This window comes from Streptomyces sp. NBC_00984, assembly GCF_045162475.1.
Lineage (GTDB): Bacteria > Actinomycetota > Actinomycetes > Streptomycetales > Streptomycetaceae > Streptomyces.
Genome location: NZ_CP108734.1, coordinates 707,122 through 731,444 on the forward strand (window position 1 = coordinate 707,122; position 24,323 = coordinate 731,444).

Here is a 24,323-nt window from a genome sequence, read left to right on the forward strand (position 1 = left end):
TCAGTTCCTGTCGGGTGCGGCCGGGCGGGCGGGCGCGAAGCGGACCGGAGCCCTGAAGCGGGCGCGGCGGGCGGCTCGGCGGAAGGTAGTGAGTACGGCCGGGCCGGCCAGCGTGATGCAGACGAAGTTGGTGACCGCGCGCCCGGTGTCCCAGCCGAGCGAGGTGGCGAGGTCGAAGGCCAGGTAGCGGTGCCACTGCTCCGTGAACGCCAGTCCTGGGAGGTAGGCGATGGAGCTGTTCGGGTCGAGGGAGAACGGCCAGAAGGAAAGGTTTAGCAGGAATCCGAAGAGGTAGCCCGAGACCGATCCATAGGCGGCGAGCATCAGGACCTCGCGGCGGCCGGCGGCGCGGGGCAGGAATCCGGCGAGCATGCCCACGAAGGCGCAGCCGAACATCTGGTACGGCATCCACGGTCCGACACCGCCCGTGATCAACGCGGAGGTGAAGAGCGAGGTGCAGCCGAGGGTGAACCCGAAGCCCGGCCCGTAGACGCGCCCCGCCAGGACCAGGACGAAGAAGACCGTTTCGATGCCGGCCGTTCCGGCGCCCAGGGGGCGCAGGGCCGCGTTGACGGCGGACAGTACGCCCAGCATGGCCAGGGCCTTGGAGTTGATGCCGCCTTCGGCGATCTCGGAGAGCGCCACGCAGAGCACGAGGACCAGGAGGACGCCGAAGATGAGCGTGGGGGTGTAGTTCGAACCGAACTCTCCGGGCGCGACGACGAAGGGCCAGAAGAAGGCCACCACGCCGACGAAGGCGGCCAGGGCGATGACCAGCGAGACCCGGGGGCCGAGCCGGATGGCCGTCGTGCCTTCGGCGCTCATGTCCGGTCCTCGCCGTCGGGAAGTGGGGCATCGCCCGCGTCGAGTGCCGAGGTCACCTGGTCGACGGTGAGGAAGGGCAGCGGTGCCAGGATCTTGGCGGTCTGCGGGGCGAACACCGGTGAGGCGACGATGACTTCGGCGGTGGGCCCGTCGGCGACGATGTCGCCCTCGGCCATGACGACGACCCGGTCGGCCGTCCGGGCCACGAACTCGACGTCGTGCGTGGAGATGACGACCGAGCGGCCTTCCCCGGCGAGTGCGGCGACGATCCGTGTCAGCTCCGCCTTGGCCCGGTAGTCGAGCCCGCGGGTCGGTTCGTCGAGGAGCAGCACCTGAGGCGTCGCGGTGAGCTGGATCGCGAGGACGAGGGCCAGCTTCTGTCCTTCGGACAGGTCCCGGGGGTGGGTTTCTTCGTCGATGCCCGGGGCCAGGCGGTCGAGGATATCCCGCGCCCCAGGGCCCTCGCTCCCGCCGGCCGACTCGCGGTCGGCCTGGCCGAGTTCCTGCTTGACGCTTTCCAGGTAGAGCAGGTCGGCGGGTGTCTGCGGAACGAGCCCGACGAGCCGCCGCGCTTCTGCCGCGGACAGGGTGTGCGGATCGCGCGGTTTCCCTTCGCCGATGACGCGGACGCTTCCCGCTCTGCGCGGGCCGGATCCCTGCAACGCCCAGAGCAGGGAGGACTTCCCTGAACCGTTGCGTCCCATCAGGGCCGTGATCTCGCCGCTGCGCAGGTCGAGGTCGACCTCGCGGACGGCGGGGACGCCGTGATAGCTGACGGTGATGCCCCGGGCCGTCAGCGACTCCGGACGGTCGGCAGCCGGAGCGGGACGTACCGGGGTGGGCGTCGCACCGGCCAGCGCGGCACGGAGCGGGGCGGCGGCACGGCGGGCGTCGCGGATGGACAGCGGTAGCGGGTGCCAGTCGGCGGCACGCGCGAGTTCGACGATCGGCGGAGCGATGGAGGAGGACCTGAGGATCTCGGCGGGGGCCCCGTGCACGACACACCCGTCGCCCGGCAGGTGGACCACGCGGTCGGCGTACTGGACGACGCGTTCGAGGCGGTGCTCGGCCATGAGAACGGTGACACCGAGGTCGTGGACGAGCCGGGTGACAGCCGCGAGTACCTCGTCCGCGGCGGTCGGGTCCAGCGCGGAGGTGGGCTCGTCGAGAACGAGGACACGGGGATGTGCGGTGAGGACCGACCCGATCGCCACCCGCTGTTGCTGTCCGCCGGACAGTTCGTGCAGCGCGCAGTGGCGGAGGTCGGCCAGGCCCAGCAGATCGAGGGTCTCTTCGACGCGCTTGCGCATGACCTTCGGAGCAATCGCCAACTGTTCCATCGCGTAGGCGAGTTCCTCCTCGACGGTGTCGGTGACGAAGCCGTCGAGCGGGTCCTGCCCGACCACGCCGACCACGTCGGCGAGCTCCCGGGGCGGATGGGTGGCGGTGTCCCGGCCGTCGACGGTGACACGGCCGTGGAGCGTGCCGCCGGTGAAGTGCGGTACGAGCCCGTTGACGGCACCCAGGAGAGTGGACTTGCCGACACCGGTGTGACCGACGACGAGACAGAGCTCGCCCTCCTCGATGGTGAGGTCGACCTCGTGCAGGGCGGGTTCGGCCGCGCCGTCGTAGTGGACGGTGACCTGATCGAAAGTGATCACGTGGCTCCGGCTTTCTCGGTGCGCTGCGGGGGAACGACCGGGTGCGGCGCGTCCGGCGGCGGCGCAAGGAACCCGGCGGTCCCGGCGAGCAGGATCGCGAACGTCGGCACGAACGGCAGCGAGGGCCAGCTGAGCGGGTAGATGGAGGGATTGAGCTCGGCCGCGTCGTAGCCCGCATTGCTGAACAGCAGGACGGCGGAGAGCACCCCCGCTCCGGTGACAGCCCATTCGGGCAGCCGCCACGGGTCGGGCCGGTAGGTCGTACGGCTCACCCTGCGTCCCCCCAGACGCAAGCCCGCCATACACAGCACGGCCCCCACCACCATGGCCGGAAGACCGAGGAACGTGGGCGTGGTCGCGTCGAGGAGCCCGTAGGCCCCTGTGCACAGACCGCACATGCCGAGAAGCATGAGTGCCCCGGTGATACGGCGGGACCGGCGCGTCGCAGTGCCGGCGCGTCCGTAGCCCCGGGAGTCCATTCCGGCGGCCAGGCGCAGCGAGCGTTCGAGGGCGTCCTCCAGGACAGGGACGACGATGCCGCGCAGCGCCTTGAGCCCCTTGCTGCGCCCGGCCCGGAGTCTGCGGGCGCGGGCCACTCGCTGCACACTCTGCACGAGTTGGGGGGCGACGCTGATGGCGACGGTGACGGCGACGCCGAGTTCGTGGAGGGCACCGGGCAGGACTCTCAGGGCCCGTTTGGGGTTGGCGAGGGTATTGGCCGCGCCGATGCAGCAGAGCATGCAGGCCAGGCGCAGCCCGTCGGTGGCGGCCGAGAGGAGGGCTTCCAGGGAGACGGGTCCCCCGAGCCGGATGCCCGCGTACCAGTCGGGGGTGGGGATGTGCGGGAGCGAGAAGAGGAAGTGGTCGTGAGGGGTGATACCGGTGGCGAAGACGGCCCGGAACAGGACGCGGATCGCGACCACGGTGAGGGCGAGGTAGAGGTAGTACTTGAAACCGCGGGCCCAGGGAGCCTCGGTGCGGCGCGCGGTGACGACGTAACCGAGAACGGCGAGCACGAGGAACAGCAGCAGGGGGTTGTCGGTGCGGCTGACTGCGGTGGCCAGGGCGAGTGCCCAGATCCACCAGGCGACCGGATGAAGCGTTCTGGGCAGGCGACGGCCGCCCGTGTCCGGTGCTCGTCCGGACGCGGGCGTCGTCGCTGCGGGAGTGGTGTGCGACACCGCGGCTACTCCGTACGGCGTCGGCGTCTGGCGGCCAGGACGGCCGCTCCGCCGACGAGCACGATCAGCGAGCCACCCACCACCACCGGCAGGCGGGGACCCGCGTCGTGCGCGGCGTCGGGTGCCGGGGCCGCGTCGACAACCCTGGTTCCGGAGCCCGCGGGCTCCGTGACGGGTGTGGTGATGCTCGGGGAGGGGCTGGGCGACGCGGACGCCGACGCGCTGGGCGACGGGCTTCTCGACGGATTCGCCGAGGCGGAACCGGACTTCGACGGTGAGGGCTTCTTGTCCCCGGGCGGCTCGGGTCCGGTGTCGGTGCCCGGTGGCAGCCCGGGAGCCCGGTCGGTCGACGCGGGCTTCCCGGCGTTGCCGTTCGGCCGGGCGTTGTGGGCGCGCAGTTGGTCGGGAGTGAGCTCGGGCCGGCCCTTGGTGCCACCGATGTCGGTGCCGCCGAAGATCCACAGGTCGACGCTGCCGGGCTCCGGCTTGTAGAGCATGGCGCCGAGCCGGCTGTACTCCCAGGTGTTCGCGCCCGGGTCGGCGTGCCAGTACGACCAGTAGGCGGAGGCGGGTGGCGTCAGGACGCAGTCGTCCTGCTCGGGCGTCGGGTACTGCTTGCCGCCCCGGTGTCCGCTGTACCCGATGCGGCAGATGAAGGCGGGGCCGTCGTGGCCGGTGCCGGTGGTGCGCCAGCCGCCCTGGTTGAGCAGCTCGTAGCCGGTCGTGGGTGTAGTACCGCAGGAGCGGTAGACCGGGCCGCCCCAGTGGCTGAAGTCGACGGCGAGAACGGCTCCGGATGTGGTGGTGCACTGGCCCATGGGCTGCGGATCCGCCGCCGCTGACGGCGCGTTGGCCGTCAGTACGGCGGTCGACAGCAGGAGCGCGGCCGACGCCCGTACGGTCCTGCGCCGCACGGGGCTAGTCATATCCGTCCCCCTGTGGCTGCCCGGCGGCGGGCCACGACGACCACGCGCCACCCGGCACCGACGAGCACGGCCGCGAGACCGACGAGCGCACCGATCCCCGTGCCGGTCGAGGCCAGCGCTCCCCCGCCGGATCCGCCCGCGTCGGTGTCGACGTTGCCGCCCGCTCCCCCTGTCGTGTCCCCGGGGGTGACGATCTGCGGGGTGGAGGCACCGGGGCTGGGCGTGGGCTGCGGCGTGGTGCCGGTCAGGCTGCGCTCCAGGGTGCCGAACGAGATACCGGTCGCCCCTCCGACCGCCTGGGTGGAGGCGCGCAGGTCGGAGCCGCGCTGCCCTTCCTTCGCCACGTTGAACCCACCGTCGTTGTTCTGCTGGCCCGCGAGGAACTTCCGGGCCCCGGCGATCTCGGCGGTGTACCGCTTCCCTTCCAGGGAGAGCGCCTGGACGGCGAGGGCGGCGGAGTTGACGGAGTCGCCGGCCGCGCCCGGGAAGCCGCCGTCGGACAGCTGCTTGCTCGCGATCCAGGTCAGCGCCTTGTCGACGGCCCTGTCGGCCTTCTCACCGCCCGCAAGGTCCAGCGCCATGGCCGCGATGGCGGTGGAGTCGACATCGGAGTCCCCCGTGGCGGGAATCAGGCTGGGCCAGGCACCACTGCCGTGCTGAAGGCTTTCCAGGTACGCGATCGGCCTCTGGGCGGCTGTCTTCTCGTCGGCCCGCAACTGGGCCATGATCGCCAGCGACTGGGCGAAGACGGAAGGGGCATAGGCGTAGGCCCCCTTGGCGGCGCAGCTCCGGTCCGGAGCCTTGCTCGGCCCGGCGCACACCGCCTTGTCGAGAGCGGCGACGAGGTCCTTGCCGCCGAAGGAGCGCGGGTCCCGGCCGACGGTCTCGGCCAGCAGAGCGGCCTTGCCGATGGAGCCACCGAGTGCGTACTTCGTACCTGTCCCGGTCCAGTCCTGAAGGGTCCTGCCGTCGCCGTCCTCGCCGCCGTTGTCGAGGAAGTCGACGATGCCGCGGAGCTTCTCGTTGTTCAGTCCGGTTGCCGCGAGTGCGGGGGAACCCGGTGAGAGTCCGGGGCTGGCGCGCAGCGGTGTGGGACGGCTGGGGCCGTTCCGAGCCCGAATGCCCAGGCGGCGACGCACCACAGGAAGCCGGTCCACGCGTTCGGGCGGCGGCCCTGCCTGCTGTTGTCTCCCGCCCGGGAAGGCCGTGGGCCCAGGGCGGCGCGCCCCTCATCCCAGGAGCAGGCCATGTCCCGTCCTTTGATCCCACGTCGTCTTGCGTTCACGGCGACCGCCTCCGTCGGGGCGTTCTGTCTGAGTGTCCTGCCGGCCGCTGCCACTGCCACGCCGGCCCAGATCGCCACGTCGAAGGCGAACGGTGTCACGTACCTCAAGTCCCTTCAGTCGTCGGATGGTTCCTACGCCGGGGCCGGACTGTCGAACGAGTGGGCGTTCAGCGCACTCGCCTCCGCCGGCACCGCGGCCGTCGACGTCACACCTGGCGGCGACACCACGAAGAACGCGAGATCCGTGTACCGAACCCTGCTGTCCACGGCCAGTTGGCCGTCCGCGACGCCGGTGGTCACCGACTACGAACGCGCCACCCTCAACTCCTACGCGGCGGGCATCGACCCGGCCCGCGTCTCCGCCTCACGCAATCTCATCGGCGACATCTACAGCTACTGGCAGAAGGCCGAGCCCGGATACTTCGGCCCCTCGGCGAACTTCAACGGGACCGTGTTCGCCGCGCTCGCCCTCGGCGGCGCCCGGACGCAGGCGGGAACGCAGCGGATACCCAAGTCCCTGCGCGACTCCCTGATCACCCGCATCCGCGCCAACCAGCACAACGACGGCGGCTGGAACTACAGCAAGGCCGAAGGTGATCCGGGACAGCTCGGCTCGGCCGGCGATGTCGACATGACCGGCGCCGCGATGGCCGCGCTCTGTGTCTCCGGCGTCCCGAACACCTATGCGGACATCGTCCAGGCCAAGGCATTCCTCAAGAGCAAGCTGGTGCCGGGCAGCGGTGCGTTCAACGCCATGTTCGGCGTCAACACCGACTCCAACGGCTGGGCCGTCTCGGGGCTCAACGCCTGCGGCATCAATCCGCAGACCGGCGATTTCCTCACCTCCGCGGGCAAGACACCCGTCGACTTCCTCATCGCTCAGCAGTTCAACCCCGGTGGCGGCTTCAAGTACCTGCCCGGCGACACCGAGCCGTCCGCCTACGCATCCATCGACGGCCTCCGCGCCGTCGCGGGAGGCGGCTTCACCGCCGCTCCCCCGGTCCCGGCCACCGGCGGCGCACCCCAGTGGGTGGCCCGGAGCACCTTCGCCTCCGGCACCGCCACAGAACTGGCCCTGACCGTGGACGACGGCGCGGGCGGCTTGAAGGTGTGCTCCGTCGCCTTCACCCCCACCGGCACCACAACCACCCTCGGCGCGGTTCTGGACTCGGCCACGACCGCGGCCACCCCGTCCGGCTGCGTGAGCGGCGTGACCCCCTCCTCCGGAACGGGCACGATCACCGCTCTCAACGGCAAGTCCAACAGCGGGTCGAGCACCTGGAAGGTCAGCGTCGACGGTTCGGCGTTCACCGGAGCCGACCGCGGCAAGGTGATCAACGCGGGTGACACGGTCGCTCTGCGCTGGGGTGCCTGAGCCCACGAGAACGCACGGTGCTGATGGAGGTTTCTGGAAGCCAAGGGCTGGACCGATGCGAACCGCTCCTGATCCGCGGTTCGAGCGGCGACCCGGAACCCGATCGTCCGATGATTACCTTCCATCGCGTCATGATCCCAGACCGCCGTGCGTACGCGAGGGAGTCAGCGTCCCGAGGCCGACGTTCCGGGTGCCCTGCGTACGGGATGCCTGCTCAGAATGGAGACCCGGTTGAAGGCGTTGATCGTGATCGCCACCCATATCACCGCGGAGATCTCGTCGTCACCGAACACCTCACGGGCCGCACCGTAGGCGGCCTCCTGCGCGGCGGCGTTCGCGGGATCAGTGGTCGCCTCCGCCAGAGCGAGCGCCGCGCGTTCCCGCGGTGTGAACACCTCCGTGTCCCGCCAGGCCGCCAGCACCCCGAGGCGCTGCGTGGACTCGCCCGCGCGGAGCGCCGCCCTGGTGTGCACGTCGAGGCAGTAGGCGCAGCCGTTGAGCTGCGAGACGCGGAGGTTGATCAGCTCCACCAGTACACGGTCGAGGCCGGCGTCGACGGCGGTCGCACGGACCGCCTCGGAGGTCTGGACCAGGGCGTGGTACGCCTTGGGCGCCTGCTTGTCGACGAAGACCCGTCGGTTGCCGGGCGTTGCCGTCACGTCGCTCACTCGGTTCTCCTTCTCGCCGTACCGGTCCGCCCCGCCCTTGCCGTGCGCTTCGGACGTTGGTGCTCTAGGATTCAAGCATGATAGTTGAATATGCAACAAGCACTGTGACGGGGGTGACACGCGATGAACGACACTGAGACCGAGCCGGCCGGGGCACGCTGCGCGGCTTCGCCGGGCGAAGGGCACAGCGACGGGACGCCGCAGGTCGAGGTGCTGTCCGCGCGCGATGTCCCGTTGGGCGGCCCGCGGGCGATGACGGTGCGGCGCACCCTGCCGCAGCGGAGCCGCACTCTGATCGGCGCCTGGTGCTTCGCCGACCACTACGGCCCCGACGACGTCGCCGAGACGGGCGGCATGGATGTCGCGCCCCACCCCCACACCGGGCTGCAGACCGTGTCCTGGCTCTTCAGCGGGGAGATCGAGCACCGCGACAGCCTGGGCAGCCACGCCTTCGTGCGTCCCGGTGAGCTCAACCTCATGACGGGCGGGCACGGCATCAGCCACACGGAGGTCTCGACCCCGGGGACCACGATCCTGCACGGTGCCCAATTGTGGGTGGCGCTGCCCGAGGAACACCGGCACGCGGAGCGCGACTTCCAGCATTACGTCCCCGAGCCCGTCCGCCTGGACGGGGGCGAGGCCAGGGTCTTCCTCGGAGCACTCGCCGGCAACGCGTCCCCGGTGCGGACCTTCACCCCCCTGCTCGGCGCCGAACTCCTCCTCGACCCGCACGCGAGAGTCACCCTCGCCGTGGACGCCGGCTTCGAGCACGGCGTGCTCGTCGATCAGGGAAGCATCCTCCTGGGTGAAACCCCCGTACTCCGGGCCGAGTTGGGCTACGTCGGCCCTGGACCCGACACGTTGACGCTCACCAATGCCTCCGATGACACGGCACGGCTACTGCTGCTCGGCGGCACACCGTTCGACGAGGAGATCGTCATGTGGTGGAACTTCATCGGCCGTAGCCACAAGGACATCGTCGAAGCGCGCGAGGACTGGGAAGGCGCCTCCGAACGCTTCGGCACCGTCCACGGCTACGCCGGTGACCGCCTCCCCGCACCCATCCTGCCGAACGCCACCGTCCAGCCGCGCGGGAACCCGTCGCGCCGTTGAACCACCAGCCTCCGCAACCAGTTGAAGGAATGGAAAACGCCATGACGCAGAATGCCTCCGAGCCCGTCGTGGAGCGAATCGACGCGAAGCACCGGTACGCGATCCGGGTGGACGGTGCGACCGCAGGCTTCACCGTCTACCGCGACCGGGACGGACAGCGGGTCTTCTACCACACGGAGATCGACGACGCCTTTGCCGGACAGGGCCTGGCCTCGGTTCTCGTGACAGAGGCCCTGAACGACGTACGCAGGAGCGGCATGCGCATTGTTCCCGTCTGCCCCTATGTGGCCAAATACCTCAAGAAGCATGAGGAGTTCGCCGACATCACCGACCCCGTGACCCCCGAGATCCTTCAGTGGCTCAGGGGCGAGCAGCCGTAGCCGGTCTCGTTCCGATCACCACGCGGTGAGCGCGTCCGTCCGGGACGTACGGGAACCGTCGAGGCATCCGCGACCGGCTGCGGTGCGACCGGCCCACGTCCCCGTCCGGTGCTGCTCAGTTCGTGAGTGGCTTGGTGCGGGAACAGTTGGTGAATTCCTTCCACGGGCGGGTTCCGTCCGGTCCCGGGCACCACTCCGGTCGGGGCTTCCGGTCGCTCAGCCGGCGCCGGCTTCGGCGGCGGCTTCGGCGAGCAGTTCCGGCAGGGGGCCTTCGCAGTCGGGCAGCCGCTCGGCCAGTACGCGCCACAGGCCGGGCCCGCCCCGGTCTGCGGCCCGCCGGACCAGTTGCGCGCACACGGCCCGCCACGCGTCGCGGCCCGCTGCGTCCCGTGGCTGTTCGTATCCGTGGCGCAGCGCCGCGCTCGCGGGCTGGATGGCGGCCACCACCGACTCGTCGTCGAGCACGCCGGACGCGCGGACCCGATGGATCACGTGGTCGGACATGGACGCATCGCCGACGTCGGACAGCGCCGACCGGGCAGCGGCGGGGCCGTGCGTCGACCAGTAGAACCGGGTCGAGCCCGGCAGCTCCTGCGCGAGAACGTCGGGAAATCCCGGGCACGCGGCCAGCGTGTACAGCACGGGCAGCGGGAGCGGCTCGGTGGCATGGGCGCGGACCAGTTCCGGCCACGGGGTCGCGGCGTCGCCGCAGGCACCATCCAGAACGGCCTGTGCCGCGACGGAATCGGTGCAGAGCCGCAGCTCCGCAACCCGGTCCAGGCTGAGGGGCAAGGGCCGTCCGAGGGCGGCGAGCCCACGGCGCAGTGCCCGGTCGTGATCCGCTTGCCTGACGAGGCGCTCGTCCAGCCGGTCGTCCAGGCCGTAGAGCCAGAGGCAGTCCGCAGAGCTTCGGTACGGTGCGGCCCAGCGCGCGAACAGTGCCCGGCGCGGAACACCGGCCGCGTGCAGTCGCGGGGTGACGGCCGACCGGAACGAGGGCTGGTCGCGGACCCCGTGCCAGGAGTCCTCGGCCGCCTGCTCCAGCTCCTCGTCGTCGAGTTCGCCGACGACGGCGACCACCACCGCGGCCGGAGCCGTCAGCAGGACGCGCAGATCGGGGAAGGGACGTTCCGCACCCTTCGCAGGCTCGCCGAGCCCCTGGAGCAGCCGCTCCAACGTGCCGTGATGAAGAGGGAAGCGCTGGGCGGCGACGTACCAGCTTCGCGGGTCGTCGCCCAGTCGCGCGTGCAGCACCGCGCCGACCACTGTCCAAAACGCCTCGGCCGCAGGGAAGTTGTTGTGGTCGTAGCCGTTCACGGCGCGCACCAGGTGGTCGAGGTATCGCGCCGAACGCAGCACCTCGGGCAGGTTCGCCCCGGTGAGTACGTGGCGCAGCAGTGCGGGCCGGGTCTCCCCGATCCGATCCAGGCAGGGCCACCATGCGGAGGTGGGCAGCTCCTGCCGACGGGCCACCAGTCGGTTCGCGATCCTGGGGTCCCAGGGTGTGAGGAGAGCGACGGTGAAGTCGTCCGGGCAGTCGGCGCGGGCTATCAGGGCCCGTCGCTGGGTGCGTGCGAACGGTTCACGCCGGTGTGCGGCAGCCAGCGCGGGCCAGTCGACGGGGCCTGCGGCGAGTACCACGTCGGCGTCCAGCACGGTGCCGGCGGCACGCAGTGCGGCGATCACTTCCTCGGGGCGGGCCTGCGGCGTCGGCGCCGGCCGGGCGTGGGCCGCCGTCCCGTCCTCGCCGCTGTGCAGCAGCGCGTCGAAGCGTCGGCTCCGGGCGGCGAGGGCCGTGTCGTTCAACTCTGCCGCGGCGGGTGGGCGCGCCTCCGACGACAGCAGCGAGACCGCCCAGGTGAGCAGCCTGTGGAAATGCGCGGCCTGTCTGTCCGCGGCTGCCTGCGCCGTCGCGAGCCTGGCGTTGTGAACCATCCGACCAACCGTTTCCGTAGGTGCTCCGCCGTGCGTCGTCCCCGTCGCGTCGATGCGGGCGGCCCGTCATGGCCCAGCCGTGCCCCCGCATCGCGGTGGCTGCCGGCCGATGGTCAACCGTAGGCGACGGAGCGCCATGGCCGCGCGGAGGCTTCTGCCTGGGCCGGCGATGGCGGGACGGGGTGTCCCTGCCTCGCCGTATCCACGTATCGGCGCACGCGCGCGGTGGGTCGCTCCCGCCTAGAAGATTGCTGAAAATCTCGGGTTCTGGCCCCGGCTCGGTGGAGTCGGGGCCAATCTTGTAGGCATGCAGGGGGAATGGGCCGGGGAGATGGTCGGGCCGGATGTGTGGGAAACGTGCCGGGAGTTGATCCCGGCCGGCAGTGCGTTCGCGTTCCTGGCGGAACATCGCGAGGTGCTGTTCCCGCTGGGGATGTTCGCGGACATGTATCCGTCGTCCAACGGCCGTCCGAGTCTGCCGCCGCAGGTGCTGGCCGCGACGGTGGTGCTGCAGAGCCTTCAGGGGCTGTCGGACTTCGAGACGGTCCAGGAACTGCGGTGTGACCTGCGGTGGAAGGCCGCGTGCGGGCTCGGGCTGTACGACACCGCGTTTGATCCGTCGCTGCTGACGTACTTCCGGCGCCGCCTGCGTCATTCGGCCGACCCGATGCGGATCTTCACCAAGGTCAAGGAAGTCGTGGCCGCGACCGGCGTGCTCAAGGGCAAGCAGCGGCGCGCGCTGGACTCCACGGTGCTCGATGATGCGGTGGCCACCCAGGACACCGTCACCCAGATCATCTCCGCGGTCCGCCGGGTGATCCGCGAGGTCCCCGGCGCCGGGGAAGTGGCCGCGGAGCACTGCCAGGCGCATGACTACAGCGACCCGGGCAAACCGAGGATCGCCTGGGACGACGAGACGGCCCGCGCCGCGCTGGTCGACGCGCTGGTCACCGACGCCCTCAACCTGCTCGGACACCTGCCTGAGCAGAACCTGGGCGAGAAGGCGGCGAACGCGGTCGGCCTGCTGGCCCTGGTCGCCGGGCAGGACGTGGAACCCGCCGAGGACTCCGACGGGCGCGACGGACGCTGGCGCATCGCCAAGCGCACAGTGGCCGACCGGACGGTGTCCACCGTTGACCCCGACGCACGGCACATCCACAAGAACCGCAGCCGTCACCAGGACGGCTTCAAAGGGCATGCGTCTTTCGAGCCGGAGGCAGGCCTGTTCACCGCCGTCGCCCTGACCAGCGGCTATGGCCCCGACAACCACGAGGCCGCCGTCGCCTGCGGTCTGCTGGCCGACGAGGAAGAGGGCACGGCGTTAACCGTGCTCGGCGATTCTGCCTACGGAACCGGCGATCTGCGCGCACAACTGCAGGCCGACGGCCACACCCTGGTGATCAAGCCGCCGCCGCTGCGGCAGGCAGTCCCCGGCGGCTTCACCATCGACGACTTCCGGATCGAACTGGCCGCCGGCACCGCGACCTGCCCTGCGGGACACACCGCCGGCCTTGGCCAGATCAAGGCGGACGGCGCCCGCACCGCCCAGTTCAAGCGTGTCTGCACGGGCTGCCCTCTTCGGACGCGTTGCACCACCTCCAAAACCGGACGCACCCTCAACGTCCACCCCCAGTACGAACTGCTGGCCGCCGCCCGGGCCCAGGCCGCCACCGACACCGTCTGGCAGGACGAGTACCGCCGATGGCGGCCACCCGTCGAACGCGCCATCGCCTGGCTCGTCGCCAAGGGCAACCGCCGGGTCCCTTACCGGGGCGTCATCGCCAACAACATCTGGCTCCACCACCGCGCCGCCGCTCTCAACCTCCGCCGACTGATCACCCTCGGACTCACCCACACCAACAACATCTGGCATCTCGCCCCGGCCACCGCATAGCGAAAGGGGCCGTCCGGCCTGCGGCCGCACAACCCCTCGACAAGATTTTCAGCGGTCTCCTAGGGCCTGTCCGGCGGATCAGGGTCGGACAGGGCGCGGCGGCTGGTGCGGTGCATCGCAAGGCGCCGGAGCGTCCTAATAGCGGAGCTATTCGGATGTTTCGGCAACGCTGCGAGGTGCCGTGTCAGCCGCCGCGACCCCGGCCATGATCCGCCGGACAGGCCCTAGATGACGGTCAGCGGTTCGCCGGCTCGGTGACTCGGTGGCCGCAGTGGACCGGCCTGCCGTTCGACCGGGACGGGTACGTCGACATACCCGGCGCCCTGGTCCCGGTGCACTGCGACACCGCGCACGATGACGCCGTCCACGTCGAACCCAACGTCCGGATCCGGCACGGCGTACCCTCGCGCACCGCTTGAGAACAGACTCCCCGCCGGAGAACACACTCCCTGCTACGACAACGTGTCGGCGACCACGGACGCCGCCTCCGCGATGAGTTCGTTGTCGTACTCGGCATCTTCCCTGCTCCGGTTCGACAGGATCGCCACGACGACGGGGGCGGCGTCGGGGGGCCACACCACGGCGATGTCGTTGCGGGTGCCGTAGGTGCCGCCGGCCCCGGTCTTGTCACCGATCACCCAGCCCTTCGGCATCCCGGCCCTGATGAGCTCGTCCCCGGTGGTGTTGGTCCGCAGCCACTTCGTCAGCCGGGCGCGTTCGCCCTTGCCGAGAACGTCTCCGAGGACGAACGCGCGCAGATCGCCCGCGAGTGCCCGCGGCGTGCTCGTGTCGGAGACAGAACCCGGAGACCACTGGTTGAGTTGCGGTTCCTGGTGTTCCATCCGGGTGACGTCGTCGCCGATCCCCGCGAGTACGGCATCCAGGCCCCGGGGACCGCCCAGTCGGTCGAGGAGCAGGTTGGCCGCGGTGTTGTCGCTGAAACGGACGGCGGCGTCGCACAGGGCGCCCAGGCTCATCCCGGTCCCGACATGCTTCTCGCTCACCGGGGAGTTGCTGACCAGATCGTCCCGGGAGTACGTGACCACCTCGTCCAGCCCGCCCACGGAGTACTTGCGCAATACGGCACCGGCTGCCAGCGCCTTGAACGTGGAGGCGTAGGCGAAGCGCTCACCGTCCTTGTAGGCGACTTCGCGGCCGGTGCCGGTGTCGATGGCATAGACGCCCAGCCGCGCGTCGAACTTGCGCTCAAGTTCCTTGAACCGTCGATCGACGGGCTTCACGGCCCTGGTCGGTCCCGTCGCCCCGGCGTGCGGGGACGACGCCACCGGGGAAGAGGGGGACGAGGGACGGGGGTCCTCTCCGCTGCACGCCGCGAGCGGTACGAGGGCGAGCGCGGCCAGCATGCCGAAAAGGGCACGGCGGGCAGGGCTGTGCTGCTGCATGGGGTCCGGACCTCCAGGTCACCCCGCGGGCGGGGCGCATAGGGGATGGAGCGGCAGGTCCCCATCCCGGGGTGTGGTCATGAGTGCCGGGCCCACCTTCTCCGTCCGACTGCCATGCGGTCCAATACGCCCACGCGCTGTTTCATGCCGATCCGGCATGACGTTAGGGTTCGGGCTGTGGATCTGGTCGGAGCGTGTCGGGCATTCATCAGTGTCAGCGAGCACGGCGGTTTCACCGTGGGAGCAGCCGCGGCCCGGATGTCCCAGCCGGTGGCCAGTCGTCGCATCGCCGCCCTGGAGGAGCGCCTCGGCGAGCAGTTGTTCGAGCGAATGTCGCGGCGGGCCGTCCTCACGCCATTCGGCCGGGACATGCTGCCGGCGGCAAGACAGCTCGTGCAGGCGGCGGACGTGCTGCTGCACGAGGCCGATGCCGCCAAGTGCAAGCCCTGGCGGCTCGCGGTGCCCGGCCTCTGCTCGACAGCCGCTCTCGCCCGTCTGATCGCGGAGGCACAGGGCCACGGCATCACACTCGATCTCCGTATCGCCGCGCCCGCGCAGCGCGTCGAGTTCATCCACTCGCAGCTGGTACGTGCCTCGCTGCTCGCCGTGCCCGCGGACGAGGCGACGTGGTCCCTGCCGCTCGGGCTCGCCGGTGTCCAGGATCCCGGCGTGCGGCGCATCTACATCGAGACGCTACGGATCGGGCGGGCGTCGACGGGCCCGGCCCGCCGGATCTGGATCCAGCCGGAGGACGACGTGCCGCACATCCGTGACCCGCTCACCCGGCTGCGGGACGCGGTCGGTCTGCGGCCCGCGCAGCTCGTTGCCGCGACCGACCTGACGACAGCCGCGGCGGAAGTGCTCTGCACGGGCGACCTGCTGCTGTGCTCCCCCGCACAGGCCGAGGAACTCGCCCTGAACTGGCGGCCCATCGGTGAGCTCACGCTCAGCCGGGGCTTCGCGCTGGTCGCCGCCGCGGGCGGCAATCCCCAACACATCGAGGCGCGGCTGGGCGAGGCCATCGGCCGTTGCCTGGGCGCAGGCAACGGGGCGGGCAGTGCGGGAGGGGCTGCGGCGTGAGCACCGAAGCACTCCTGAGCGAGATGCGTCAGCAATTGCACGACGGCGGACTGCACGGCTGTCTGCTCGTGCGGGATCTCCTCACGGGCGACGAAGTGGGAATCGCCCCGGACACCCAGTTGCCCGCCGCGTCCCTGGTCAAGGTTCCGCTCGCACTGGCGACGGCGGAGCGCATCCACCGGGGCGAACTGGACGGGGCGACGATGCTCGACGTACACCCCGGGCGCACGACCACACCCGGCCCCACCGGGCTGAGCCGCTTCCGTCACCCCGCCAGGATCGCGATCGACGACCTGCTCTACATGAGCACCTGCGTGAGTGACGGCGCAGCCGCCGACGTGCTGTTCGGTCTCACACCGCCCGCCCGGGTCACCGACATGCTCCATGAGTTCGGTCTTCGCGGCGTCACTGTCCGGCACGGTCTCGACGAACTCACCGACACCCCCCTGGAACGCTTCGATGCCTCCCAGGCCCATCTCGCCCTCTCCCTCGCCATCGACGCCGGCACCAGCGGTCGCGGGCATCGGGTGCCCCAGCTCGACACCACCCGCGCCAGCAGCGGCAGCGCACGCGCCTATGTCGAGCTGCTGCAAGCCCTGTGGACGCCGTCCGCGATCCATCCGGACGTGGCCGAACGCGTACGTGGCCTGATGGCCCACAACCTCATCCGGCACCGGCTCGCCCCCGACTTCAGCTCCGACGCCGCCACTTGGTCCTCCAAGACCGGCACTCTCCTCAACCTCCGGCACGAAATCGGCGTCGTCGAGCACTCCGACGGCCAGGCCTTCGCCATCGCTGTGCTCACCGAGTCACTCGTCCCTGCGAGTGTTCAGCCCGGCGCCGACGCCCTCATGGCGCAGGTGGCCCGCAGACTGCGTGATCATCTTCGGCAGCTCTAGGCCCTGTCCGACCCTGATCCGCCGGACAGGCCTTAGGTGTATTGCCCTGTGGGGCCGCGAGCGCGGCCGGCGCGACTGCCACTGGTGCCGGGCCGAGTGGGCCGGTGCTGGGCGTGATCACGAAGTCGCGGACCCGGAATGGGGACAGCCCCATGGAACGTGGTGGAACGGGCTCCCCGGGTCACACCGCGTACCCATGACGTATCCGGACACAACACGTCCCGGTCCGGAAGTGGCCCACCGACTGCCCGCTCCGCACCGGCCGCACCACCCTCGTCGTCGAGGCGCCGCGTCTCAGGCGTGGAAGCCGTTGCACACGACGGAGGTGTACTTCGTGGGCCCGCCTTCGACGTGGTACAGCACCACGGTCCAGTCGCCCCTGTCGTCTCCCACCGGGAGCGCGTCGACGGTGCCTTCGCCGAAGTGGGCACGGAAGTCATCGGGGTACTTGAACTTGACGGTTCCGCCGGAGGTCCAACGGGAGTACATGTCGACGGGCTTGCTGGTGAAGCCGATGCCCTTGCTGACGGACCGGAGGGGTCGTCCGGTGGCAGGGTCCGTCTCGTGCGGGGGACGCACCCCCACGGCTATGTAGTACGGCGCAGGTCTCTTCCCCTCGCCCGCGTTCTTGGGGCGCAGCTCCAGCGAGGCCGTGTCCGTGCCCGTGGTGTGGGAGACGGAGGACTGCAGTCCCGAGGGCGGTGAGGAATCGGTGAGGCTGGACAGATCGCAGGAACCGATGCCCTGGGCCGCCTGCTCCGGCTCGTCGGACAGGGTCCAGCGGTCCTGCGAGACGCGATCGTTCACGATGTGGTCCGGCGGTCCACTGGCCGGGCCTCTGGTGGCCGTCCGCGGCGCGGTCGGCTGCCCGGACGTGGTGACCTCCGTCGTGGGGGCGGCGCCGGTGTCCCTCGTGTCCGATTCCGGAAGCAGCCAGACCGTCATGGGCACCGCGAGCGCCACCGCGCATACGGCGAGCCAGGCTCTGCCCCGTGCGGCCTGGCCGGGGCGTCGCTGCGGATCCGGACGGTCGTCCGGCGCGGTGTCCGGCAGGCCCGTGGGTGCGGTGGTAGCGGCCCGCTCCGCCCTTTCGACGACCGGCTCGTGGTTCTTCGGCCGTGTGCCGGCCTCGCTCCGCGGTGCCCGGACCGTCCCCGTCTCCGGCGCCGTCTCCGGCTCCGTGTGCGCGCCGGACGATGTGGGCGGCGTGTCCACGCACCCGGGTTCGGGGACGGGTTCGGCGGTACGTGCCAGCATCCGGTAGTGGGCGTCCGACGCCAGCGGCGAGTCCACCGCGCACCGGGCGATCACGGCGGCCGGTTCGGGCCGGTCCGCCGGGTCCTTGGCGACGCACAGCCGGATGAGCTCGGCCAGCGCGGGCCGTACCCCCGCCAGGTCGATGTCCTCGTGCACGGTCCGGTAGCTCACCGCCGCCGGTTCGCCCGTGCCGTACGGAGGCCGGCCCGTCGCCGTGTACGCGAGGGTCGCGCCCAGTGCGAAGACGTCGGCCGCCGGGCCCACTTCGTTCCGCAGGAGAACCTCGGGTGCCGTGTAGCCGGGTGTCCCCGAGACCATCCCGTCCCGGGTGAGGATCGTCTGCTCCAGTCCTCGCGCGATCCCGAAGTCGATCAGTTGCGGTCCCTGCGCGGAGAGGATGACGTTGTGCGGTTTCAGGTCCCGGTGCGTGACTCCATGGGCGTGGACCGCGGCCAGTCCCTCGGCGAGCGCGGCGAGCAGTCTCAGGGCGCTGTCCGCCGGGAAGGGACCGCTCGCGCCCACGGCACCGCGGAGAGTGGGCCCTGCCACGTACTCGGTGGCCAGCCAGTAGGGAGGCGCGTCGAGCGAAGCCTCGATCAACTGCGCGGTGTAGGCGCTGCGCACGGCCTCGACGGTCGCGGTCTCCCGCCGGAACCGGGCCAACGCCTCGGGGTGGTCGCTGATCTCGTCCCGGATGACCTTCACGGCCACCAGCCGTCCGCCGGGCGACCTGCCGAGATACACCTGCCCCATGCCGCCCGCGCCGAGACGGGCGAGAAGGTGATAGGCGCCCATGCGCGCGGGGTCCTGGGGTCGCAGTGCATCCACGGCACGACTGTGCCATATGCGCACACACGGCGGAGTGACGGCCCGCAACTCGTGACCGGATCGATGGGTGTCAACATGCGTGAGGGGCAGCCCGGTTGAGAACCGTACGAGGTCCCCCCGGGAACGGGGGTGCTTCGGTGCCGTCGAGGATCGCGGCGCGGCAGGCACGGGGCCGGGCTACGGACCAAGTGCGTCGAGCGTGGCCGCCGGCCACGCGCACGGCGGCGCTGAGCGCGCTGCTGAGCCGACCCATGACTCCGGCCGCGTGCAGGCCGTGCCCGACGAAGTCCCGGACGGCCACCGCGATCCGGTCCCCGAGGGCATCTCCCCGGCCGCCCACAGCCGCTCGATCATTCCCATGATCCCACCCCGCCCGTCCAGCAGTCCTGTACGCATGACCGCGAGGTCCTTCGGGCCTCACAACGGCCCATCGAACAGTCCGCACAGTGTCGCTTCCGGACACTCAAGCAGACCTGGCTCAGTAGGCGGAGTTGACGTTGTCGATGGATCCGTAGCGGTCGGCGGCGTAGTTGGCGGCCGCGGTGATGTTGGCGACGGGGTTGGTGAGGTCGTGGGCGGTGCCGGCGACGTGGTAGGCGCTGAAGGTGGGCTGGATGACCTGGAGCAGGCCCTTGGAGGGAGTGCCCTTCTGGGCGTTGATGTCCCAGCCGTTCTGGGCGTTGGGGTTGCCGCCGGACTCGCGCATGATGTTGCGGTGCAGTCCTTCGTAGCTGCCGGGTATGCCCTTGGCCTTCATGACGGCCAGGGATTCCTTGATCCAGCCGTCGAGGTTGTTGGCGTAGCCCTTGCCGGTCTTCTGGGTGTCCTGGACGTCGCCGGTGGGGGCGGTCCGGACGACGGGGGCGCTCTGCTTCGTCTCGGCCGCCTGTGCGGAGGTCGAGGTCAGGGTGAGGGCTGCTGCGGCTGCGCCGGTGGTGGCGAGGGCGGCGACGGACAGGGTGCGGATGCGGGCGATGCGGCCGGTGCGGGTCTGCGTGGTCATGCGGAAGTGACTCTCCTGTGGGTGTGGTGTCGCCGTCCGGTGCCGGAGGCGGGGGGTGCGGGGCGGGGCCCTGCGTGGTGCGGGAGGGGCGAGCGGTCCGGCGGTGTCCGTGCGGTCCGGTCGCGGTTCCCCGCTACGACAGCCATGGTTAGCGGCGGCCGGGGTGGGGGTCAATGATGTGACGTACTACCCCAATACGGAGCAATGTCCGACATAGACCGATCTGAGGCGATTCCATGCTGTTCGGGCGACTCTGTTCCTACTACCCTCCCTAGGATGTGACGTGGCCCCTATGGGTGGCATCACATCCACAGGGCCGTTCCGGGGCCATTTCGAGGTGCCCGAGCCCGGTTCGACGACAACGGCGCCGTACGGTCTGGCGCGCTTCCGATGGAGCTTCATTCATGCCGGATATCCGCCACTCCCCCCGAGGCGCCCACCCGCACACAGGCGATGGCACCCAGAGAGCGCATCGACGCACACCGGCACGACGACCGCCAGGTCGTCCACGCGGGCTCCGGCGTCCTGGCGGTCACCACCGACGCGGGCACCTGGTTCGCCCCCGGCACCCGGGCCATCTGGGTCCCCGCCGGCTGCGTCCACGCCCACCGCGCCCACGGGCACCTCGCCCTGCATCTGCTGGGCCTGCCCGCCGGCACCAACCCCCTCGGCCTCGATGCCCCGACCGTCCTCTCGGTCGACCCCCTGCTGCGCGAACTGATCCTCGCCCACACCCGAAGCCCCCACGACGACACCCCGGAGCGGCTGCGGTTGCGCGCGGTACTTTTCGACCGGCTGCGCGCCTCACCCCAGCAGCCCGTGCAACTGCCCGCCCCCACCGATCCCCGCCTCAGAGCCGTCTGCGACGCCCTGCACCACGACCCCGCGGACCCGCGCACACTGGCCGCCCTGGCGACCGCGGCAGGAGTCGGGGAGCGCACCCTCAGCCGTCTCTTCCATCGCGAACTGGGCAAGACGTTCCCGCAGTGGCGCACTCAACTGCGCCCCTACCACGCCCTTCGCATGCTGGCCGACGACGTACCGGTGACCACGGTCGCCCACCAATGCGGCTGGTCGTCCACCAGCGCGTTCATCGATGTCTTCCGCCACGCTTTCGGCTACACCCCGGGCACCCACAACGGCCGGCCCCGACCCGACCGCGCACAGTTCCCGGCGGCGCCGAGTCTCGGTGTCGCGCTCAGCGGCCTCAGCGGTTCGCACCCACTGACACTGCTGTTCGTGGCGCGGTCCGGAAACGGGGGCGCCGCCTACCACCCCGAATCCGCCCGCGTCGCACGGCTCGCCGGCAGAGGGAGCCACAGTTCGATGGGGTGGTTCTCCTTCGGCGGCAACGTCGGCTTCGCCGTGGCCCCCCTCATGGTCACCGCCGTCGTGGCCACCGGCGAGCTGCCGTTCTCCCCTCTGCTCGTGGTGCCGGCCATCGTCGGCAGTGTGTTGTGTCTGCCCGTCCTGCGCGCACTGGAGAAGTCGACATCCAGCGGCCCCGGGGCCGCGGCCGCGACGGGGACCGACGACAAGGCCTCGTTCGTGAAGCTGTCGCTCGCCGTGGTCTGCCGGTCGATCGCCTTCGTCGGCCTGAGCACCTTCGTCTCGTTCTACGCCCGGCAGCGCACGGGAGGCGGTACGGCGGCGGGCACGACCGCACTCTTTGTCCTCTGTCTGGGTGGCGCGGCGGGCACCGTGCTGGGCAGCCGCCTGGCCAACCGGTGGGACCGGGTCGCGGTGGCGCGGGTGTCGTATCTGATCACGGTCGGCGCCGTCGCCGGGATCGTCTTCGTCCCCGGCCCGTCGATCTACTTGTTCACCGCCCTGACCTCCGTCGGCCTGTACGTCCCGTTCTCGCTGCAAGTCACCCTGGCCCAGGACTACTTGCCCTCGCGCGTCGGCACCGCCAGTGGGATCACCCTCGGGCTGACCGTCAGCATCGGCGGCCTGATCAGCCCTGTCATCGGCAACATCGCCGACGCCACTTCCCTGCAGACGGCCCTCACACCGCTGATCCTGATGCCCACCCTGAGCTGGCTGCTGTATCGCGCCCTGCCCGAGCCCGCCATGCCACGGCAGTTCGCACCCTCGACGAAGACGGCCTCGGCGGCAGGACCGCCCCGGGGATGCGTGGCGCCGAACGTGGCCACGCGGACACCGAGGAACTCGAACGACGCGGAGGTGTGGGCGTCGCCGAAGGGGCCGATCACGGCCCCCGGCCCGGGTGACCCGTTTGAATGATCAAAGTAGCGAGGGGTTACCATATGAGCGCCGCCTAGCTCGAAAGATAAACCTGTGACTGTCAATGACGACTCGTTCACCAGCTGGAAGAACCGCGAGGAGATCGCGGAGTCGATGATCCCGGTCATCGGGAAACTGCACCGGGAGCGGGACGTAACGGTCCTGCTCCACAGCCGCTCCTTGGTGAACAAGTCGGTGGTCAGCATCCTGAAGACCCACCGATTCGCCCGCCAGATCGCCGGTGAGGAGCTCTCGGTCACCGACACGCTGCCGTTCCTCCAGGCCCTCACCACGCTCGACCTCGGCCCTTCCCAGATCGACATCGGCATGCTCGCCGCGACCTACGCGGCCGACGAACGCGGCCTCTCGGTGGAGGAGTTCACCGCCGAGGCCGTCGCCGGTGCCACGGGTGCCAACAAGATCGAGCGCGGTGACGGACGCGATGTCGTCCTCTACGGCTTCGGCCGTATCGGCCGCCTCGTCGCCCGCCTGCTCATCGAGAAGGCCGGCTCCGGCAACGGGCTGCGGCTGCGCGCCATCGTCGTCCGTCAGGGCGGCGACCAGGACATCGTCAAGCGTGCCTCGCTGCTGCGCCGCGACTCGATCCACGGCCAGTTCCAGGGCACGATCACCGTCGACGAGGCGAAGAGCACGATCGTCGCCAACGGCAACGAGATCAAGGTGATCTACGCCAACGATCCGTCCGAGGTCGACTACACGGCGTACGGCATCAAGAACGCCATCCTCATCGACAACACCGGCAAGTGGCGTGACCGCGAGGGCCTGTCGAAGCACCTGCGTCCCGGCATCGACAAGGTCGTCCTCACCGCTCCGGGCAAGGGCGACGTCCCCAACATCGTGCACGGTGTCAACCACGACACGATCAAGCCGGACGAGCAGATCCTGTCCTGCGCGTCCTGCACCACCAACGCGATCGTGCCGCCGCTGAAGGCGATGGCGGACGAGTACGGCGTGCTGCGGGGCCACGTGGAGACCGTCCACTCGTTCACCAACGACCAGAACCTGCTGGACAACTACCACAAGGCCGACCGCCGCGGCCGCTCCGCGCCGCTGAACATGGTCATCACCGAGACCGGTGCCGCGTCCGCTGTCGCCAAGGCGCTGCCCGAGCTCAAGGCGCCGATCACCGGCAGCTCGATCCGTGTTCCGGTGCCGGACGTCTCGATCGCCATCCTCAGCCTGCGGCTCGGGCGCGAGACGACTCGTGACGAAGTCCTCGACTACCTCCGCAACGTGTCGCTGACCTCGCCGCTGAAGCGCCAGATCGACTTCACCACCGCCCCCGACGCGGTGTCGAGCGACTTCATGGGCTCGCGCCACGCCTCGATCGTGGACGCGGGTGCCACCAAGGTCGACGGCGACAACGCGATCCTCTACCTCTGGTACGACAACGAGTTCGGCTACTCGTGCCAGGTCATCCGCGTCGTCCAGCACGTCTCCGGCGTGGAGTACCCGACCTACCCGGCCCCGGCGGTCTGAGACCGGCGGAATCCCCTCCCCCGGGCCGGCACGCCCGCCCCGGGACGAGGATCATCCGGACGCGCCACAACGGGCGCCCGATGGGCAGCTGCTCATCGGGCGCCTTTGGTGCCTCTGCGATTCCCGGTGCGCGAGACGGTCCACGTACGCGGTCTCCGTGGCGGATTGTCTTCGCGGCGGACTATCGGATATCGCGCGCCGAAGGCCCGTGGCACGATGCCCCGATGATCTCCAGTGCACCCATATCCCCTGTCGTTCCCGCAGGTCGGATGGCCCGCAACCGCCAACCGGTACTCGGCCTCCCCAACGGCCTGGAGCTGCGCCCCTGGTACCAGGACGATGCCGATGTGCTGGCAGCCGCCGGCCAGGATCCGGCGATTCGCCGATGGAACCTCCTCGTCCTGGAGTCGGTACAGGACGCGCGCGACAGGATCGAGCGCATGCACGGGCGTTGGCAGGCCGAGACGGGCGTGATCTGGGCCATCGCCCGGCCGGGCGGCGAGGCCACGGGACTCATCGGGCTGAACGACGTCGATCTCGAAGGCGGCAGCGCCGAGATCATCTACTGGCTCCTGCCGGCGGCCCGTGGCGGTGGTGTCGCGGTCGAGGCCGTGGGACGGGTCAGCCAGTGGGCCCTGGAGGATCTGGGGCTGCATCGCCTGCGGCTGTGCCACTCGGTGGCCAACCCGGCCTCCTGCCGAGTGGCGCACAAGGCCGGATACCCCTTCGAAGGCGTCATGCGCGGCGCACTGCTGCACGCGGACGGATGGCACGACCAGCATCTGCACGCCCGCATCCGGGGTGACGCCTCGGACGCGCTGTGAGAGCGTCTGGACGTCACATGAGCTGCGGGACGCAGTGGG

At 70.5% G+C, this 24,323-nt stretch carries 18 protein-coding genes, 3 pseudogenes and 1 riboswitch; of the genes and pseudogenes, 11 read left to right on the forward strand and 10 right to left on the reverse strand.

Translation table 11 applies throughout. The annotated features are described in order from the left end of the window. The 5 genes from OG520_RS02970 to OG520_RS02990 are packed head-to-tail and all read right to left on the reverse strand — an operon-like array spanning position 1 to position 5,414. Positions 1 to 825, reverse strand: coding sequence for an ECF transporter S component (locus OG520_RS02970; protein WP_406012058.1), 825 nt, complete (start codon positions 823 to 825; stop codon positions 1 to 3). Further along, positions 822 to 2,486, reverse strand: coding sequence for an ABC transporter ATP-binding protein (locus OG520_RS02975; RefSeq protein ID WP_406012059.1), 1,665 nt, complete (start codon positions 2,484 to 2,486; stop codon positions 822 to 824). Before OG520_RS02975 ends, OG520_RS02970 begins: the two co-directional genes overlap by 4 nt. After that, positions 2,483 to 3,667 carry an energy-coupling factor transporter transmembrane component T gene (locus OG520_RS02980; protein ID WP_406012060.1) on the reverse strand — a complete coding sequence of 395 codons (1,185 nt, stop codon included), beginning with the start codon at positions 3,665 to 3,667 and terminating at the stop codon, positions 2,483 to 2,485. The genes OG520_RS02975 and OG520_RS02980 overlap by 4 nt, the downstream gene beginning before the upstream one ends. A 5-nt stretch (positions 3,668 to 3,672) precedes the next feature. Continuing rightward, positions 3,673 to 4,593: a hypothetical protein gene (locus tag OG520_RS02985; RefSeq protein ID WP_406012061.1), complete on the reverse strand. Its 921-nt coding sequence runs from the start codon at positions 4,591 to 4,593 to the stop codon at positions 3,673 to 3,675. After that, complete coding sequence (locus OG520_RS02990) at positions 4,590 to 5,414, reverse strand: prenyltransferase/squalene oxidase repeat-containing protein (protein WP_406012062.1); 825 nt, start codon at positions 5,412 to 5,414, stop codon at positions 4,590 to 4,592. Before OG520_RS02990 ends, OG520_RS02985 begins: the two co-directional genes overlap by 4 nt. A gap of 229 nt (positions 5,415 to 5,643) precedes the next feature. Then, a riboswitch (cobalamin riboswitch) is annotated at positions 5,644 to 5,718 on the forward strand. Positions 5,719 to 5,840: 122 nt separating this feature from the next. On the opposite strand from OG520_RS02990, the gene OG520_RS02995 reads away from it, so the two are divergent. Continuing rightward, a complete protein-coding gene (locus tag OG520_RS02995) occupies positions 5,841 to 7,253 on the forward strand; it encodes a hypothetical protein (RefSeq protein ID WP_406012063.1) in 1,413 nt (470 codons plus the stop codon). Between the two features lie 164 nt (positions 7,254 to 7,417). Here the strand turns inward: OG520_RS02995 and OG520_RS03000 are convergent, their stop codons facing one another. Continuing rightward, positions 7,418 to 7,912, reverse strand: a complete 495-nt coding sequence (locus tag OG520_RS03000; protein WP_406016410.1) for a carboxymuconolactone decarboxylase family protein — start codon at positions 7,910 to 7,912, stop codon at positions 7,418 to 7,420. 132 nt (positions 7,913 to 8,044) lie between these two features. On the opposite strand from OG520_RS03000, the gene OG520_RS03005 reads away from it, so the two are divergent. Both OG520_RS03005 and OG520_RS03010 read left to right on the forward strand, forming a co-directional pair. After that, positions 8,045 to 9,034: a pirin family protein gene (locus OG520_RS03005; RefSeq protein ID WP_406012064.1), complete on the forward strand. Its 990-nt coding sequence runs from the start codon at positions 8,045 to 8,047 to the stop codon at positions 9,032 to 9,034. A 41-nt stretch (positions 9,035 to 9,075) separates the two neighbouring features. Next, on the forward strand, positions 9,076 to 9,414 hold the full coding sequence (locus OG520_RS03010) for a GNAT family N-acetyltransferase (RefSeq protein WP_399330907.1): 339 nt from the start codon (positions 9,076 to 9,078) through the stop codon (positions 9,412 to 9,414). Between the two features lie 216 nt (positions 9,415 to 9,630). On the opposite strand, the gene OG520_RS03015 is transcribed toward OG520_RS03010, so the two are convergent. After that, entirely contained in the window at positions 9,631 to 11,349 is a 1,719-nt protein-coding gene (locus OG520_RS03015) for a hypothetical protein (protein ID WP_406012065.1), read from the reverse strand. A 307-nt stretch (positions 11,350 to 11,656) separates the two neighbouring features. On the opposite strand from OG520_RS03015, the gene OG520_RS03020 reads away from it, so the two are divergent. Together OG520_RS03020 and OG520_RS03025 are read left to right on the forward strand one after the other, a co-directional pair. Next, positions 11,657 to 13,243, forward strand: a complete 1,587-nt coding sequence (locus tag OG520_RS03020) for an IS1182 family transposase (protein ID WP_266815641.1) — start codon at positions 11,657 to 11,659, stop codon at positions 13,241 to 13,243. 245 nt (positions 13,244 to 13,488) lie between these two features. After that, positions 13,489 to 13,662, forward strand: a pseudogene (locus OG520_RS03025) (N-acetyltransferase); the annotation flags it as partial. Between the two features lie 33 nt (positions 13,663 to 13,695). Here OG520_RS03025 and bla read toward each other — a convergent pair. Continuing rightward, positions 13,696 to 14,646 carry a class A beta-lactamase gene (gene bla / locus OG520_RS03030; RefSeq protein ID WP_406012066.1) on the reverse strand — a complete coding sequence of 317 codons (951 nt, stop codon included), beginning with the start codon at positions 14,644 to 14,646 and terminating at the stop codon, positions 13,696 to 13,698. 177 nt (positions 14,647 to 14,823) lie between these two features. Between bla and OG520_RS03035 the strand changes: the two genes are divergently transcribed. After that, positions 14,824 to 15,726, forward strand: a complete 903-nt coding sequence (locus OG520_RS03035) for a LysR family transcriptional regulator (RefSeq protein WP_406012067.1) — start codon at positions 14,824 to 14,826, stop codon at positions 15,724 to 15,726. Beyond that, positions 15,723 to 16,625 (forward strand): serine hydrolase, encoded by a 903-nt coding sequence (locus OG520_RS03040; protein WP_399330897.1) that lies wholly within the window; start codon positions 15,723 to 15,725, stop codon positions 16,623 to 16,625. Before OG520_RS03035 ends, OG520_RS03040 begins: the two co-directional genes overlap by 4 nt. A gap of 294 nt (positions 16,626 to 16,919) precedes the next feature. Here OG520_RS03040 and OG520_RS03045 read toward each other — a convergent pair whose 3' ends face one another. Both OG520_RS03045 and OG520_RS03050 read right to left on the reverse strand, forming a co-directional pair. Then, the gene (locus tag OG520_RS03045) at positions 16,920 to 18,710 is read right to left on the reverse strand and encodes a protein kinase domain-containing protein (protein ID WP_406012068.1); all 1,791 of its coding nucleotides are present in this window, start codon (positions 18,708 to 18,710) and stop codon (positions 16,920 to 16,922) included. A gap of 478 nt (positions 18,711 to 19,188) precedes the next feature. After that, positions 19,189 to 19,713 (reverse strand): transglycosylase SLT domain-containing protein, encoded by a 525-nt coding sequence (locus tag OG520_RS03050; RefSeq protein ID WP_406012069.1) that lies wholly within the window; start codon positions 19,711 to 19,713, stop codon positions 19,189 to 19,191. A 404-nt stretch (positions 19,714 to 20,117) separates the two neighbouring features. Here OG520_RS03050 and OG520_RS03055 point away from each other — a divergent pair. The 4 genes and pseudogenes from OG520_RS03055 to OG520_RS03070 form a co-directional block, all read left to right on the forward strand. Further along, a pseudogene (locus OG520_RS03055) lies at positions 20,118 to 20,859 on the forward strand (AraC family transcriptional regulator); the annotation flags it as partial. Between the two features lie 39 nt (positions 20,860 to 20,898). After that, a pseudogene (locus OG520_RS03060) lies at positions 20,899 to 21,960 on the forward strand (MFS transporter); the annotation flags it as partial. 54 nt (positions 21,961 to 22,014) lie between these two features. Beyond that, positions 22,015 to 23,460, forward strand: a complete 1,446-nt coding sequence (locus OG520_RS03065) for a glyceraldehyde-3-phosphate dehydrogenase (RefSeq protein ID WP_399330038.1) — start codon at positions 22,015 to 22,017, stop codon at positions 23,458 to 23,460. Positions 23,461 to 23,684: 224 nt separating this feature from the next. Beyond that, positions 23,685 to 24,284: a GNAT family N-acetyltransferase gene (locus OG520_RS03070; RefSeq protein ID WP_406012070.1), complete on the forward strand. Its 600-nt coding sequence runs from the start codon at positions 23,685 to 23,687 to the stop codon at positions 24,282 to 24,284. The last annotated feature ends 39 nt before the right edge of the window (positions 24,285 to 24,323 follow it).